General features: G+C 58.1%; 15 protein-coding genes. All 15 read left to right on the top strand.

Annotated elements, in window-relative coordinates:
- Window positions 1-3: 3 nt before the first annotated feature.
- The 15 genes from fliJ to flhA all read left to right on the top strand — a co-directional run bounded on the left by fliJ (window position 4) and on the right by flhA (window position 14,633).
- Entirely contained in the window at window positions 4-453 is a 450-nt protein-coding gene (gene fliJ, locus AC4ANE_RS18325) for a flagellar export protein FliJ (RefSeq protein WP_002554288.1), read from the top strand.
- Between the two features lie 85 nt (window positions 454-538).
- Window positions 539-889 (top strand): STAS domain-containing protein, encoded by a 351-nt coding sequence (locus tag AC4ANE_RS18320; RefSeq protein WP_002554287.1) that lies wholly within the window; start codon window positions 539-541, stop codon window positions 887-889.
- Window positions 846-2,552, top strand: coding sequence for a fused response regulator/phosphatase (locus tag AC4ANE_RS18315; protein WP_031597201.1), 1,707 nt, complete (start codon window positions 846-848; stop codon window positions 2,550-2,552). The genes AC4ANE_RS18320 and AC4ANE_RS18315 overlap by 44 nt, the downstream gene beginning before the upstream one ends.
- A 33-nt stretch (window positions 2,553-2,585) precedes the next feature.
- The gene (locus AC4ANE_RS18310) at window positions 2,586-2,942 is read left to right on the top strand and encodes an Hpt domain-containing protein (protein WP_002554284.1); all 357 of its coding nucleotides are present in this window, start codon (window positions 2,586-2,588) and stop codon (window positions 2,940-2,942) included.
- Between the two features lie 125 nt (window positions 2,943-3,067).
- The gene (locus AC4ANE_RS18305) at window positions 3,068-4,471 is read left to right on the top strand and encodes a flagellar hook-length control protein FliK (RefSeq protein ID WP_002554283.1); all 1,404 of its coding nucleotides are present in this window, start codon (window positions 3,068-3,070) and stop codon (window positions 4,469-4,471) included.
- A gap of 778 nt (window positions 4,472-5,249) precedes the next feature.
- Window positions 5,250-5,750, top strand: coding sequence for a flagellar basal body-associated protein FliL (fliL, locus tag AC4ANE_RS18300; protein WP_002554282.1), 501 nt, complete (start codon window positions 5,250-5,252; stop codon window positions 5,748-5,750).
- Window positions 5,751-5,759: 9 nt separating this feature from the next.
- A complete protein-coding gene (gene fliM / locus AC4ANE_RS18295) occupies window positions 5,760-6,728 on the top strand; it encodes a flagellar motor switch protein FliM (protein WP_002554281.1) in 969 nt (322 codons plus the stop codon).
- Window positions 6,729-6,789: 61 nt separating this feature from the next.
- Window positions 6,790-7,248: a flagellar motor switch protein FliN gene (fliN, locus tag AC4ANE_RS18290; protein WP_002554280.1), complete on the top strand. Its 459-nt coding sequence runs from the start codon at window positions 6,790-6,792 to the stop codon at window positions 7,246-7,248.
- A complete protein-coding gene (gene fliO / locus AC4ANE_RS18285; RefSeq protein ID WP_002554279.1) occupies window positions 7,249-7,689 on the top strand; it encodes a flagellar biosynthetic protein FliO in 441 nt (146 codons plus the stop codon).
- Window positions 7,689-8,441 carry a flagellar type III secretion system pore protein FliP gene (gene fliP / locus AC4ANE_RS18280; protein ID WP_002554278.1) on the top strand — a complete coding sequence of 251 codons (753 nt, stop codon included), beginning with the start codon at window positions 7,689-7,691 and terminating at the stop codon, window positions 8,439-8,441. The genes fliO and fliP overlap by 1 nt, the downstream gene beginning before the upstream one ends.
- Before the next feature lie 25 nt (window positions 8,442-8,466).
- Window positions 8,467-8,736 (top strand): flagellar biosynthetic protein FliQ, encoded by a 270-nt coding sequence (locus AC4ANE_RS18275; protein WP_002554277.1) that lies wholly within the window; start codon window positions 8,467-8,469, stop codon window positions 8,734-8,736.
- 6 nt (window positions 8,737-8,742) lie between these two features.
- On the top strand, window positions 8,743-9,528 hold the full coding sequence (fliR, locus tag AC4ANE_RS18270) for a flagellar biosynthetic protein FliR (protein ID WP_002554276.1): 786 nt from the start codon (window positions 8,743-8,745) through the stop codon (window positions 9,526-9,528).
- A 1-nt stretch (window position 9,529) separates the two neighbouring features.
- The gene (flhB, locus tag AC4ANE_RS18265; RefSeq protein ID WP_002554275.1) at window positions 9,530-10,666 is read left to right on the top strand and encodes a flagellar biosynthesis protein FlhB; all 1,137 of its coding nucleotides are present in this window, start codon (window positions 9,530-9,532) and stop codon (window positions 10,664-10,666) included.
- Window positions 10,667-11,285: 619 nt separating this feature from the next.
- Window positions 11,286-12,266: an IS5 family transposase gene (locus tag AC4ANE_RS18260; protein ID WP_044424202.1), complete on the top strand. Its 981-nt coding sequence runs from the start codon at window positions 11,286-11,288 to the stop codon at window positions 12,264-12,266.
- A gap of 237 nt (window positions 12,267-12,503) precedes the next feature.
- Window positions 12,504-14,633 carry a flagellar biosynthesis protein FlhA gene (gene flhA, locus AC4ANE_RS18255; protein WP_002554274.1) on the top strand — a complete coding sequence of 710 codons (2,130 nt, stop codon included), beginning with the start codon at window positions 12,504-12,506 and terminating at the stop codon, window positions 14,631-14,633.
- The last annotated feature ends 3 nt before the right edge of the window (window positions 14,634-14,636 follow it).

Raw genomic sequence — 14,636 nt, 5'->3', positions numbered from 1 at the left:
CCTATGGCTCAGAGTCGAGCGGCGCGTCTGGCGCCAGTGGTCGAGATGGCGGAAGCCGCCGAGCGAACGGCGGCTCAGCGGCTTGGGCATTTTCAGGGGCAGGTCAATCTGGCCAACAACAAGCTGCAGGAACTTGACCAGTTTCGTCAGGATTATCAGCAGCAATGGTTGCAACGCGGCAGCGCTGGGGTTTCCGGGCAGTGGTTGCTGGGTTATCAGCGCTTTCTCAGTCAGCTCGATGTCGCCGTTGCCCAGCAATACAAAAGTCTTGAGTGGCACAAGGCCAATCTCGATAGGGCGCGTAGCGCCTGGCAGGATTGTTATGCGCGGGTTGAAGGCTTGCGCAAGCTGGTGCAGCGTTATATGGATGAAGCACGCAGACTGGAGGACAAGCGGGAGCAGAAATTGCTCGACGAGTTGTCGCAGCGTCTGCCTCGTCACGAACAATTCTGACGTTTGACTCAATCAGACCCGCGGTGATTTCTCTGGCTGGTCTACGCTATCAATGTCTCGGTGATGAAACACCTCGAGGTTCCTCATGACAGTCACTTCCGAACGCTCTGCCGATGGCCAGACGCTGACCCTTTACATCGAGGGGCGCTTTGATTTTCAATCCCATCAGGCGTTTCGCGCAGCCTACGAGGATTACCCGCAGACGCTGAACTATGTGGTCGACCTGCGGGGCACGCATTACCTGGACAGTTCTGCGTTGGGGATGCTGTTGCTGTTACGCGACCATGCCGGTGGCGATAAAGCGGTGGTGCACCTTGTCAATTGCACGCCTGATGTACTGAAGATTCTGGCTATTTCCAATTTCTCGAAGTTGTTCGAACTGAGCATACCCAGTGCAGTCATCCCCGAAAAAACTGTGCATTCTGATCGCCGATGACAGTGCCAGTGACCGGTTGCTGCTTTCAACCATCGTTGCGCGGCAGGGCCACAGGGTTCTCAGTGCTGGCAATGGTGTCGAGGCTGTGGCCATCTTCAAGGCCGAAAGCCCGCATTTGATCCTGCTGGACGCCATGATGCCGGTCATGGATGGTTTTGAAGCGGCGCGACGGATCAAGGCGATGAGTGGTGAGTCGCTGGTGCCGATCATCTTCCTCACCTCGCTGACTGAAGGCGAAGCGCTTGCACGCTGTCTGGATGCCGGTGGCGACGACTTCATGTCCAAGCCTTACAACCCGCTGGTGCTGGCCGCCAAACTCAATGCCATGAACCGCTTGCGGGTGTTGCACGAAACCGTCCGTCAACAACGTGACCAGATCAGCAAGCACCACGAGTACCTGCTCAACGAGCAGCGTGTCGCCAAGGCGGTGTTCGATCAGATTGCCCACGCCGGTTGCCTTGGGGCCGGCAATATCCGCTATTTGCAGTCTCCTTATGCCTTGTTCAACGGCGACCTGATGCTGGCCGCCTACACGCCGGCCGGGCACATGCAGGTCCTGCTTGGGGATTTCACCGGGCACGGCTTGCCGGCTGCCGTCGGGGCGATGCCGCTTGCCGAGGTGTTCTACGGCATGACCGCCAAGGGCTACGGCCTGGTTGAAATCCTTCGTGAAATGAACGCCAAGCTCAAACGCATCCTCCCCGTCGACATGTTCTGTTGTGCAACGCTGCTTTGTATCAACCTTGCACAACGGCAGGTCGAGGTCTGGAGCGGGGGCTTGCCGGACGGCTACCTGTTGCGTGGCGCGCAGGGTGAGCATGTGCCGCTGGCTTCCAGTCACCTGCCATTGGGCGTGCTGAGTGTCGATGCTTTCGATGCACGCACCGAGGTCTATCCGTTGGCGCCGGGCGATCGCATCTTCCTGCTGTCCGACGGGGTGCTCGACACCAGCAACAACAATGACGAACTGTTCGGTGCGCAGCGTTTGCGCCAGGTGCTTTCTACCAACCGCGAGCCGCATTTGCTGATCGAGGAAATTCTCGTAGCGCTCAACGATTTTGGTGGCAAGGCACGTGACGATGTCAGTCTGCTGGAAATCAGCGCCGTCGATGAGCCATTGCAGAGTCTGCCTGCCCTGACCTATTCGGACAGCGGTGCCTCCAGCCCACTGGACTGGTCGGCCAGCTTCGAGTTTCGCGCTTCGACCCTGAGGCGCTTCAACCCGTTGCCGTACGTCTTGCAGTTGCTGCTTGAAGTTCATGGCCTGCGCAATCAGGGTGCTGCATTGCACATGGTGCTCGGCGAGCTTTATAGCAATGCACTGGAACATGGTGTACTAGGGCTGGATTCGGCGCTAAAGCATGATGCAGCAGGTTTCGCCCTGTATTATCAGCAGCGCGCCGAGCGGCTTGGCATGCTTCAGACCGGGTTTATCCGCGTGACTGTGCGGGTCGAGCCGGTCGCAGCGGGTGGTCGGCTGACCCTCAGCGTGGAGGACAGTGGTCAGGGATTTGATATTGAAAAAGTCCGGATGCAGATACCTGCGGGCAATGAGCTGTATGGTCGCGGGCTCCGCCTGGTGTGTGAATTGAGTCGTGAGGCTCGATGGTCCGCGGATGGCAGGACGGCCTGCGTGGAATTTTCCTGGGAGGGAGTGGCATAATCCCCCCTGGAGTCTTGATCAAGGAGTGAACAAGTGTCGATTCATCTGGATTACAGCGTGCTGAATGCCTTGCAGGAAGTCATGGAGGACGAATATCCGACCTTGCTGGATGTGTTCCTCAAGGATTCCGAGCAGCGTATCGCGCAACTGCGTCTTGCTGTTCAAGTCAGCCATCCTGACTTTCAGGAATTGAGCCTCACCGCGCACAGTTTCAAGGGCAGCAGCGCCAATATGGGTGCCTTGCAACTTTCCGAGTTGTGTCGTCAGTTGGAAGAGCAGTCCCGTCAGCAGTTGTTCACAGGTCTGCCAGAGTTGATCGGTAAAATCGACAGCGAATACATGACTATTCGCGGTTTGTTTAACGCAGAGCGGCAGTTGTTTGTCAGCTGATCACTGATTTCCAGATCCCCGATCTTCCTTTATTCGGCAACCTTTGAAGTGGGTGTGGAAGGTTGGCCCGCATATTGCTCAGTGTTCTGGTAAGGCGATAACCAGCAGCTTATGCGGAGACCGAAATGCCCCTCGCTACCAATGCGCTTCTTCAGGCCACAAGCACTGCGACCTCAAGGTCCGGTACGGCCAATAATGCGGTCAAGTCTGCTGACAGCAGCAAAGACGGGGCCTCCAGCTTTTCCAATGTCTATGCCAAACAGGCGAAGGATGCCGTTCCGTCGCGTGATGATGCGCCGGTCAAGCCGGCTCGCGACAAGGCTGCGCCTGACAAGGACAAGGTTGCCGCCGGCAAGGACAAGCCTGCCAGTGATCAGGCCAATGCCGCTGACACGTCGAGTGTTGCCGATAGCGGCAATGATTTGCCAACCCGATCGACTGCCGCTGAGGATGATGCTGCCAGTGCCGGTTCAAAGCAGGATGACGCACAGGCATCTGCCGACTCTGCATTGACTGAAGGGCTGGCGATTGTCGATCCGGTGCTTGACCCGGCGTTGCAGGCGATGGCTGCTCAAGCGCCTGCGTTGCCGGTCGCCAGACCACAAAGCCCTGACGCCACGGCTGCGCCCGTAGCTACCGTGCTCACGGTCACTCAGGCTGCTCCGCCCGCAGCGACTGAAGAAGCATTCAATCCGGACGCCGATCCGCTTGATGGTCTGGATGCAGTGCAATTGGCGCTGGAGAATGCCAACGCCAAAACGCAGCTGGCTGCGCAGAATACCCATGCTGCCAACAAAGCGACGCCGACCAACGCAGAGGCCGATCCAAACCAGAATCTCGTCAATAACCTGTCGGCCCTGAGCGAGCAGCTTCCCTCGGAAGAGAGCAGCACGGAAAGCAGTGACAAGTCGTTCAGCGGCTTGATCGGCGAAGGACTGAAGGATGTCAAAAGCGCCGCGGGCGACACGCGCGTCGACAACTTTGCCGATCGCCTCGCTGCGCTGAGCCAGGCCGCGCAACCGGCCCGTGTTGCGGCAGCACCTGCCGCAGCGCCGTTGATGAATCAGCCGTTGGCCATGCACCAAAGCGGCTGGACCGAAGGCATTGTCGACCGCGTCATGTACCTGTCGAGCCAGAACCTCAAAACCGCCGATATCAAGCTGGAGCCCGCCGAACTCGGACGTCTGGACATTCGCATCAACATGGCACCTGAGCAGCAGACCCAGGTAACGTTCATGAGCGCCCATATGGGCGTGCGTGACGCACTGGAAAGCCAGATGTCGAGGTTGCGTGAGTCGTTCGTTCAGCAGGGGCTTGGCAACGTCGACGTCAACGTTTCCGACCAGTCGCAACAGCAGGCCCAGCAACAGGCTCAAGAGCAGGCCAGCCGTGCCCAGCGCAACGGTCGTGGCAATGGCGTGAGCTCAGGCGACACTTCGGATGAGATTGCAGGCGTCGATGCCGCTGTTCCGGTCAGCCAGCCGGCTGCACGCGTGATCGGCAGCAGCGAGATCGATTATTACGCGTGATGCTCCTTGCCTCACATGGCAGCCGCGACGCGAAGTCATGCCTTGTCTGCTAGTTGTTAAGGCAGAAATGATTTTCGATCCCGATGGTACAGACGACGCAAATTGCGACCTTAGTGACGGCTGAGTCCTGGCGCTGATCCGGGGGTAGCCTGGCAGGACGCCAGGCTAGCCGCACCGGGCCATGGATGGCCCGTTGCGGCGACCCCCGGATCAGTGACAGGGCGAAGGAACCCGACGAAGTCGGGCCGGAAACAGGAGCGAGGGGATTTGCCTACTTTGGCCTCATCAAAGTAGGTCGCCGAGGGACGAAAAGGTAACCTGAGCCGGACACAAACATAACTGACATAGCAGAACCGCTGTGTGACGCAGAGCGTCACGAAAGGCATTACCACGCGGAGCGTGGGAACGAGAATCTGGGCCGAACGCCAATCCACCTGATCTCGCAGGACCGCTGTGTGACGCAGAGCGTCACGAAAGGCATTACCACGCGGAGCGTGGGAGCGAGAATCTGGGCCGAACGCCAATCTACCTGAAGTCGCAGAACTGCCGTGTGACGCAGAGCGTCACGAACGGCATTCCCACGCGGAGCGTGGGGACGATAGTCATCAGCTCCCGGGTCGGGCTGATTCGGCACTGACACAAGCATTACCATCCCTCCGCGCCCAGCCGCGTAACCGGTTGTGTCCAATACATCTCCATCTCGTACAACTCTGGCATAACACTTGCTCTGCCTCTGTCACGTATTGAAGAACCTATTGAATAGTGACGGATTATTGGCATGGCGAAGAGCGAAGAAGTTAAAGACCCGGCAACCAAAGGCAAACTCAAGCTCATCATCCTCGCCGTTGTGGCGTTGCTGCTGGCGGTAGGTTTGTCGGTGGGCGCGACCTGGTTCCTCATGCACAAGAGCGAAAGCACACCAGACCCGGCTGCTGCCGCTGCCGCAGCTAACGTCAAGCCAGTGGCGGTGTTCGAACCCATGACCCCGGCCTTCGTGGTCAACTTCAACTCCAATGGTCGCCAGCGCTATATGCAGGTCAGTATCACCATGCTGGCGCGCAATGCCGCCGATATGGAAGCGCTGAAGGCGCATATGCCGCTGATCCGCAACAACCTGGTCATGCTGTTTGCTGCTATACCCTTTGAGTCGCTGGCCTCGCCGATCGGCCAGGAAATGCTGCGTCAGAAAGCGACCGCGAGCATTCAGGAAGTGGCACAGAAAGAACTCGGCAAGACTGTGATTGAACAGCTGCTCTTCACTAACTTCGTATTGCAGTAGGACTCTCACATGGCCGTGCAAGACCTGCTCTCCCAGGATGAGATCGACGCGCTGCTGCATGGCGTCGACGACGGGATGGTCCAGACCGACACCGTCAGCGAGCCTGGCAGCGTCAAAAGCTACGACCTGACCAGTCAGGACCGGATTGTCCGCGGGCGCATGCCGACGCTGGAAATGATCAACGAGCGATTCGCCCGCTACACGCGTATCAGCATGTTCAACCTGCTGCGCCGCTCGGCGGACGTGGCGGTGGGTGGCGTTCAGGTCATGAAGTTCGGCGAGTACGTGCATTCGCTGTACGTGCCGACCAGCCTCAACCTGGCCAAGATCAAGCCGCTGCGTGGTACTGCGCTGTTCATCCTTGATGCCAAGCTGGTGTTCAAGCTGGTGGACAACTTTTTCGGTGGCGATGGCCGTCACGCCAAGATCGAAGGCCGTGAGTTCACGCCGACCGAACTTCGCGTCGTGCGCATGGTGCTGGATCAGGCGTTCATCGACCTCAAGGAAGCCTGGCAGGCCATCATGGAAGTGAACTTCGAGTACATCAACTCGGAAGTGAACCCGGCCATGGCCAACATCGTCGGGCCGAGCGAGGCCGTGGTGATTTCCACTTTCCATATCGAACTGGATGGCGGTGGCGGCGATCTGCACGTGACCATGCCGTACTCGATGATCGAGCCGATCCGCGAAATGCTCGATGCCGGTTTTCAGTCGGATCTGGACGATCAGGATGAGCGCTGGATCAACGCGCTCAAGGAAGACGTTCTTGATGTCAATGTGCCGCTCACCACGACCATCGCTCAGCGCCAGTTGCCGTTGCGGGACATCCTGCACATGCGTCCTGGTGACGTTATCCCGGTGGAACTGAGCGAGTCGCTGGTCATGCGTGCCAATGGCGTACCGTCATTCAAGGTCAAGCTTGGCTCGCACAAGGGCAAGATGGCCCTGCAAGTAATCGAACCCATAGCGCGACGCTGACCTGTCTGGTCAACGTCGGAAATTGTTGCGTAACTGAAATACTGCGTGCAGAGGACAACTGATGGCTGATGAAAACGATATGACGTCTGCTGAAGATCAGGCGTTGGCCGACGAGTGGGCTGCTGCATTGGGCGAAGCTGGCGACAGTCAGGCTGATATCGATGCGTTGCTGGCGGCGGATGCGGGGAATTCGGGTAGCCGGATGACCATGGAAGAGTTCGGCAGCGTGCCGAAAAGCACGGGTCCGGTTTCTCTGGACGGTCCCAACCTGGATGTGATTCTCGACATTCCGGTGTCGATCTCCATGGAAGTGGGCAGCACCGATATCAATATTCGTAACTTGTTGCAGCTCAACCAGGGCTCGGTGATCGAGCTGGATCGCCTGGCTGGCGAACCGCTGGATGTGCTGGTCAACGGCACGCTCATCGCGCATGGCGAGGTGGTGGTGGTCAACGAGAAGTTCGGCATCCGTCTGACCGACGTGATCAGCCCGAGCGAACGCATCAAGAAGCTGCGCTAAATGAGGCGCTGGCTAAGTGTTCTGCTAACCCTGCCGTCGCTGGCCTGGGCTGCCGAGCCCGCTGCTCAGGCCGCACCTGCGCAGGTAGCCAATACGGTATCCGGCGGTATGGGCGGGCAGTTGGTGCAGCTGCTGTTCGGTCTGATATTGGTGATCGGTCTGATTTTCGTGCTCGCATGGCTGATGCGCCGCGTGCAGCGCGTGGGGCCGAACAATGGTCAGGTCATCGAATTGGTGAGTTCGCGCGCGCTCGGTCCGCGTGATCGGTTGGTGCTGGTGCAGATCGGCAGTGAACAGATCTTGCTGGGTATCACGCCAGGGCGGATCACGCCCCTGCATGTGCTCAAGGAACCGGTACAGGTGCCAGTGCGTGAGCAGGCGACCCCTGAATTCGCTCAGCGCCTGATGGAGCTGATGGGCAAGGATAAGGACAAGAAGTGATGGGCGCGCTGCGTTTCGTGATACTGCTGTTGCTGGTCATGGTGACGCCTGCTGTACTGGCAGCCGATCCGCTATCGATACCGGCGATCACGCTGTCCAATGGTGCGGATGGTCAGCAGGAGTATTCGGTCAGTCTGCAGATCCTGCTGATCATGACTGCGCTGAGCTTCATTCCGGCGTTTGTCATGCTAATGACCAGTTTCACCCGGATCATCATCGTCTTCTCGATTCTGCGTCAGGCCCTCGGTTTGCAGCAGACACCTTCCAACCAGATCCTGACGGGCATGGCGCTGTTTCTGACCATGTTCATCATGGCGCCGGTTTTCGACCGTGTGAATCAGGATGCGCTGCAGCCTTACCTGGCTGAAAAGCTCACTGCACAGGATGCAGTCGCCAAGGCGCAGGTGCCGATCAAGGATTTCATGCTGGCGCAAACCCGTACCAGTGACCTTGAGCTGTTCATGCGCCTGTCCAAGCGTACCGACATCCCCACCCCGGATGCCGCGCCGCTGACCATTCTGGTTCCAGCGTTCGTGATTTCGGAGCTCAAGACGGCGTTTCAGATCGGCTTCATGATCTTCATTCCGTTTCTGATCATCGATCTGGTGGTGGCCAGTGTGCTGATGGCGATGGGTATGATGATGCTGTCGCCGCTGATCATTTCGCTGCCGTTCAAGATCATGCTGTTCGTGCTGGTGGATGGCTGGGCGCTGATCGTCGGCACCCTGGCTGGCAGTTTTGGTGGCGTATGAGCCGTTTCACTGAGGAGTCTGCCCGATGACGCCGGAAGTAGCTGTCGATCTGTTTCGCGAGGCGCTGTGGCTGACCACCGTGCTGGTCGCGATTCTTGTGGTGCCGAGCCTGTTGTGCGGTCTGCTGGTGGCGATGTTTCAGGCGGCCACGCAGATCAACGAACAGACCCTGAGCTTCCTGCCGCGCCTGTTGGTCATGCTCGTGACGCTGATTGTCATCGGCCCCTGGCTGCTGAAAATTTTCATGGAATACATGCTGTCGTTGTACACCAGTATTCCGACGCTGATCGGCTAGCGCCGCATGCAGCCGATGCTTGCGCTGACCGATATCCAGATCAGTACCTGGGTAGCGAGCTTCATGCTGCCGATGTTTCGTATCGTCGCGTTGCTGATGACCATGCCGGTGATCGGCACCACGCTGGTTCCCCGACGCGTGCGTCTTTACCTCGCATTTGCCATCACTGTGGTGGTCGCTCCAGCGCTGCCAGCCATGCCGCCGGTTCAGGCGCTTGACCTCAGTGGGCTGTTGCTGATCGGCGAGCAGATCATCATCGGTGCCGGCATGGGGCTGTCCCTGCAGATGTTTTTCCATATCTTCGTGATCGCCGGGCAGATCATCTCGACGCAGATGGGCATGGGCTTTGCCTCGATGGTCGACCCTACCAACGGCGTATCTTCGGCTGTCATTGGCCAGTTTTTTACCATGCTGGTCACGCTATTGTTCTTGTCCATGAACGGCCATCTGGTGGTGTTGGAAGTGCTTGTCGAAAGCTTCACCACGATGCCGGTGGGTGGTGGTCTGCTGGTCAATAATTTCTGGGAGCTGGCGAACGGGCTAGGCTGGGCGTTGAGTTCCGGACTCAGGCTGGTGTTACCTGCTATTACTGCGTTGCTGATCATCAACATCGCTTTTGGCGTCATGACCCGTGCAGCGCCGCAACTCAACATCTTCTCGATCGGTTTCCCGCTGACTCTCGTGCTGGGCATGGTCATCCTGTGGATGAGCATGGGCGATATTCTCAATCAGTATCAGCCGATTGCCAGTCAGGCACTGCAATCGTTGCGCGACATGGTGAGGGCTCGTTGAGATGGCAGAAAACGAGAATGGCCAGGACAAGACAGAAGACCCCACGGAAAAAAAGGTCAAGGACTCCAGAGCGGATGGGCAGATTGCGCGCTCCAAGGAGCTGACCACGCTGGTGGTCATGCTGATGGGGGCGGGCGGGTTGCTGATGTTCGGCTCAGGCATTGCGCAGATGATGTCCGAGCTGATGCGCGACAATTTTACGATCAGCCGCGAAACGCTCATGGATCAGTCATACATGGGCAAGGCGTTGCTCAGCTCCGGCCTGCACGCGCTGGTCGTGATGCTGCCGTTTCTGATCGCCATGCTGGTGGCGGCGCTGGTGGGGCCGATCATGCTTGGCGGCTGGTTGTTCGCAACCAAATCGCTGATGCCCAAATTCAGCCGGATGAACCCGGCGGCAGGGCTCAAACGCATGTTTTCACCGCATGCGCTGGTCGAGCTGCTCAAATCCTTCGGCAAGTTTTTGATCATCCTCGCCGTTGCGCTGGTGGTCTTGAGCAACGAGCGCAATGATCTGGTGGCCATCGCTCATGAGCCATTGGAACAGGCGATGATACACAGCCTGCTGGTGGTCGGCTGGAGCAGCTTCTGGATGGCCTGTGGTCTGATATTCATTGCTGCTGCCGACGTGCCCTTTGTACTGTATGAGGCGCACAAGAAGTTGCTGATGACCAAGCAGGAAGTGCGCGACGAGCATAAGAACAGCGAGGGCAGCCCCGAGGTTAAACAGCGTATTCGCCAGTTGCAGCGCGAAATGTCCCAGCGGCGGATGATGGCGTCGATTCCGGAAGCGGATGTCATTATTACCAACCCGACGCACTTTGCCGTAGCCTTGAAATACGATCCCGAGCAGGGCGGGGCGCCGATGTTGCTGGCCAAGGGCACGGACCTGGTGGCGCTGAAGATTCGCGAAATCGGCGCGCATAACCAGATACTGATTCTGGAATCTGCGGCGTTGGCCCGCTCCATCTACTACAGCACCGAGCTGGACCAGGAAATCCCTGCCGGGCTCTATCTGGCCGTGGCCCAGGTGCTGGCCTATGTCTACCAGATCCGCCAATTCCGCGCCGGTCAAGGCAAGCGCCCAGACCCACTGGGTGACATCAAGATCCCGCCCGACCTGCAGCGCGATGCGTAGCCCTTTGCTTTGTCGCCAGCAGACCACCCTCGCACCCGTGCTCCGCATGGGTATGCGGTTCCTGAAGCTCTGCGTCCGCTCTTGGGCGTGTGGTGCGGCGCAGATTTGTGACGCAGAGCGTCACCCACGGCATTCCCACGCTGGAGCGTGAGGAACGATCATCTCAACTATCGTGCGACGCTCCGCGTCGCATGCCGTTCCGGGCGCTCTGCGTCCGCTCTGTGCGATTCCCACGCAGAGCGTGAGGAACGATCATCTCAACTATCGTGCGACGCTCCGCGTCGCATGCCGTTCCGGGCGCTCTGCGTCCGCTCTGTGCGATTCCCACGCAGAGCGTGAGGAGCGATCATCTCAACTATCGTGCGACGCTCCGCGTCGCATGCCGTTCCGGGCGCTCTGCGTCCGCTCTGTGCGATTCCCACGCAGAGCGTGAGGAGCGATCATCTCAACTATCGTGCGACGCTCCGCGTCGCATGCCGTTCTGGACGCTCTGCGTCCGCTCTTGAAGATTTTCTGACTGCGCAAGGTATGCTGGTTTCCCATTACTTCTGTCTCTAAGGAATCTCCGAACAAGTCCCGGTTATGCGAAAATCGCCTGACCACCTGATCCGAGCCTCCCATGAGCCAGATGAGCTTTTCCGATTTCGAATATGCCAGCAAGCGCAAGCAGACACGCCGCGAACGCTTCCTCGCCGAGATGGATCAGGTCGTCCCCTGGACAGGTCTGCTGGGCCTGATCGAACCGTTCTACCCCAAGGCCGGCGGTGGCAGAAAACCTTATCCGCTGGAAACCATGCTGCGCATTCACCTGCTGCAGAACTGGTTCTCCCTGAGTGATCCGGCCATGGAAGAAGCGCTCTACGAAATCACCCCCATGCGCCAGTTTGCACGCCTGACGTTGAGTGCGCCGATACCGGAAGACACCACGATCATGAACTTCCGGCACCTGCTGGAGAAACATCAACTGGCTCCTGCAATCCTCGCGGTCATCAACGGTTATTTGCAGGAAAAAGGCCTGTCGCTGCGCCAGGGCACCATCGTCGATGCCACCATTATTCATGCCCCAAGCTCGACCAAGAACAAAGACGGCGAGCGTGATCCCGAGATGCATCAGACAAAGAAGGGTAACCAGTATTTCTTCGGTATGAAGGCCCACATCGGCGCTGACGTTGAGTCTGGACTGGTTCATCACGTCCATGGCACTGCGGCCAATGTGGCCGATGTCACTCAAGTCGCCGAACTGCTCCACGGGGAAGAAAACGCGGTCTATGCGGACGCTGGCTACACCGGTGTCGAGAAGCGTGAAGAGCACGAAAATCGTAACGTGATCTGGCAAATCGCGGCGCGGCGCAGCACGTATTCCAAGCTGAACAAACGCAGCCTGTTGTACAAAGCCAAGCGCAAGATCGAGTACTGCAAAGCGCAGACACGCGCCAAGGTCGAGCATCCGTTTCGGGTCATCAAGCGCCAGTTTGGTTACGTGAAAGTACGCTTTCGTGGGCTGATGAAAAACACGGCCCAACTGACCACGCTGTTCGCCCTGTCGAACCTGTGGATGGCTCGAAAGCGACTAATGGGTTTGGGTGAGTTGCGCGCTTAACACGGAAAACCGAGCGAAAAACGCGCTCGACTCACACTGCATCAGACCGTTTTCAGAAAAATAGCGCTATGTGCCTGGCAAATTACGGCTTGCCACCGCTGCGCGGCAAGTTGATCGGAGCATCCCTAAAGCCTTACCAGCACTGGCTTTGTAAAAGTTGGACAGCTTTTTGCAACAGGGTCGATACAGGTCGCCATCGGCGTCAATGTTTTGATCTAGTGCGCAGGTAAACAATCAGTGGATCGTTCTCAGATATTCAGTAGCGCACGCAGCAATATCACTGGCCTGGGCCGTGGTCAGTTGGGCGTTCCGCTGTTGTTGCTGGTCATGATGGCAATGATGATGTTGCCTATGCCGCCGTTCCTGCTGGACGTGTTCTTCACGTTCAACATTGCACTGTCCATCGTCGTGTTGCTGGTGTGTGTTTACGCTCTGCGGCCGCTGGACTTCTCGGTGTTTCCAACCATTCTGCTGGTCGCTACGCTGTTGCGTCTGGCACTGAACGTTGCTTCCACGCGAGTGGTCATGCTTCACGGTCAGGACGGTCACGCCGCTGCGGGCAAGGTGATTCAGGCCTTCGGTGAGGTGGTGATCGGTGGTAACTATGTTGTCGGTATCGTGGTGTTCGCGATTCTGATGATCATCAACTTCGTAGTAATCACCAAAGGTGCCGGCCGTATTTCCGAGGTCAGCGCGCGTTTCACCCTCGACGCGATGCCAGGCAAACAGATGGCAATCGACGCCGACCTCAACGCCGGTCTCATCGATCAGCCAGAAGCCAAGCGCCGCCGTGCTGAAGTCGCTCAGGAAGCCGAGTTCTACGGTTCCATGGACGGTGCCAGCAAATTCGTGCGCGGCGATGCAATTGCCGGTTTGCTGATTCTGTTCATCAACCTGATCGGCGGCATGCTGGTCGGTATTCTGCAACACAACATGACATTCGCTGATGCAGGCCGCGTTTATACCCTGCTGACCATCGGTGACGGTTTGGTGGCGCAATTGCCATCACTGCTTTTGTCCACTGCCGCAGCGATCATGGTGACCCGCGCTTCCGGTTCGGAAGAGATGGGCAAGCTGATCAATCGTCAGATGTTCGCCTCGCCCAAGGCACTGGCAGTTTCCGCTGCGATCATGATCGTAATGGGGCTGGTGCCGGGCATGCCGCACTTCTCCTTCATCAGCCTCGGCCTGGTGGCTGCGGGTGGTGCGTATCTGCTCTGGAAGAAAGAGAACCAGGTGAAAGTCGAGGCGCTGGCCGAAGTGCAACGCCAACAGGACCTGCTGCCTTCGCCGACCCGTGTTCAGGACGCCAAGGAGCTGGGTTGGGATGACGTCACCCCTATCGACATCATCGGCCTGGAAGTGGGTTATCGCCTGATTCCGCTGGTGGACCGCAATCAGGGTGGTCAACTGCTGGCGCGTATCAAGGGCGTGCGCAAGAAGCTGTCGCAAGAGCTGGGCTTCCTGATGCCGACCGTACACATCCGTGACAACCTTGATCTGGCACCCAGCGCCTACCGTCTGACGCTGATGGGCGTGATTCTGGCCGAGGCCGAGATTTATCCGGATCGCGAGCTGGCGATCAACCCCGGTCAAGTGTTCGGCACCCTGAACGGCATCACCGCCAGAGACCCGGCGTTTGGTCTGGAGGCCGTTTGGATCGAAATCAGCCAGCGCAGCCAGGCGCAGTCGCTGGGTTATACCGTGGTGGACGCCAGTACTGTGGTGGCAACCCACTTGAACCAGATTCTCTACAAGCACTCTCATGAACTGATTGGTCACGAAGAAGTCCAGCAGTTGATGCAATTGCTGGCCAAAAGCTCGCCCAAACTGGCTGAAGAGCTGGTCCCTGGTGTGCTGTCCCTGTCCTCGTTGCTCAACGTGCTGCAAGCGCTTCTGGCTGAGCATGTACCTGTGCGTGATATTCGCAGCATTGCAGAAGCTATCGCCAACAACGCCGGCAAGAGTCAAGATACCGCCGCTTTGGTGGCTGCCGTGCGAGTGGGTCTGAGCCGCGCAATCGTCCAAAGCATTGTAGGTGTTGAGCCGGAGCTGCCTGTTATCACTCTGGAACCAAGGTTGGAACAGATATTGCTCAATAGTTTGCAGAAGGCTGGTCAGGGTCAGGAAGAAGGCGTTCTTCTTGAGCCAAGCATGGCTGAGAAGCTCCAGCGTTCGTTGATTGAGGCCGCCCAGCGTCAGGAGATGCAAGGGTTGCCGGTAATTCTTCTGGTAGCAGGGCCTGTCCGGGCGATGCTGTCACGATTTGGACGATTGGCTGTACCGAACATGCATGTTCTGGCGTATCAGGAAATTCCGGACAACAAGCAAGTAACCATCGTAGCGACTGTCGGGCCGAACGGCTGAGGT

Source organism: Pseudomonas sp. Pme6b (assembly GCF_058129925.1).
Note: the sequence above shows the minus strand (reverse complement) of the source record. Positions and strands in the feature narration are given on the sequence as shown.